The sequence below is a fragment of the Georgenia satyanarayanai genome (genome assembly GCF_023715365.1).
In the GTDB taxonomy this organism is placed as follows: Bacteria; Actinomycetota; Actinomycetes; order Actinomycetales; family Actinomycetaceae; genus Oceanitalea; species Oceanitalea satyanarayanai_B.
This window is the reverse complement of the sequence record NZ_JAMBNZ010000092.1, coordinates 1-460: the sequence shown is the minus strand read 5'-3', so window position 1 is coordinate 460 and position 460 is coordinate 1. Positions and strand designations below refer to the sequence as shown.

Annotated in this window: 1 protein-coding gene; it reads right to left on the bottom strand. The window is 24.1% G+C overall.

Annotation, left to right across the window (positions count from 1 at the left end; genetic code table 11):
* Positions 1-423, bottom strand: a 423-nt coding sequence (locus tag M3148_RS17155; protein WP_251305937.1) for a hypothetical protein, incomplete at its 3' end; no start/stop codon positions are given.
* Between the last annotated feature and the right edge of the window lie 37 nt (positions 424-460).

The following is a 460-nucleotide window of genomic DNA, read 5'->3' as shown; positions in this document are numbered from 1 at the left end:
AATTTGTCTAATTAATTCCGTTTTGCCTGAACCTTTTTTACCAGTTAATAATAAAACAGATTCGTCTGATTTTAAATATTCATCAATGAATTCATTAACCGAAATGTTATATTTTTCAGTAATTGATGGATAAAAAGCATCTTTAACATTATTAGATTCTTTTACCGAAATTTCATTGTATGAAATTCTTCGCTGTGAATCATAACCAATTGCCCAATTAATATAATTAGTTTCTAATTTATGTTCAGAATGTGTTGAGAATTTAATATCTTTTTGTTCTAAAAGTTTTAAAACATCTTTGTATACATCAATAGTCGATTTAATCGCTAAACATAAATCTTCTGAAGATGTAATAGAAATTTCAAAAAATGAATTTAGTTTATTTGATTTACTGCGTCCAAAAAAATGAATTCGTCTAGTCATTTCATCATAAAAAAATGTAAATTTATCAGAATTTAGA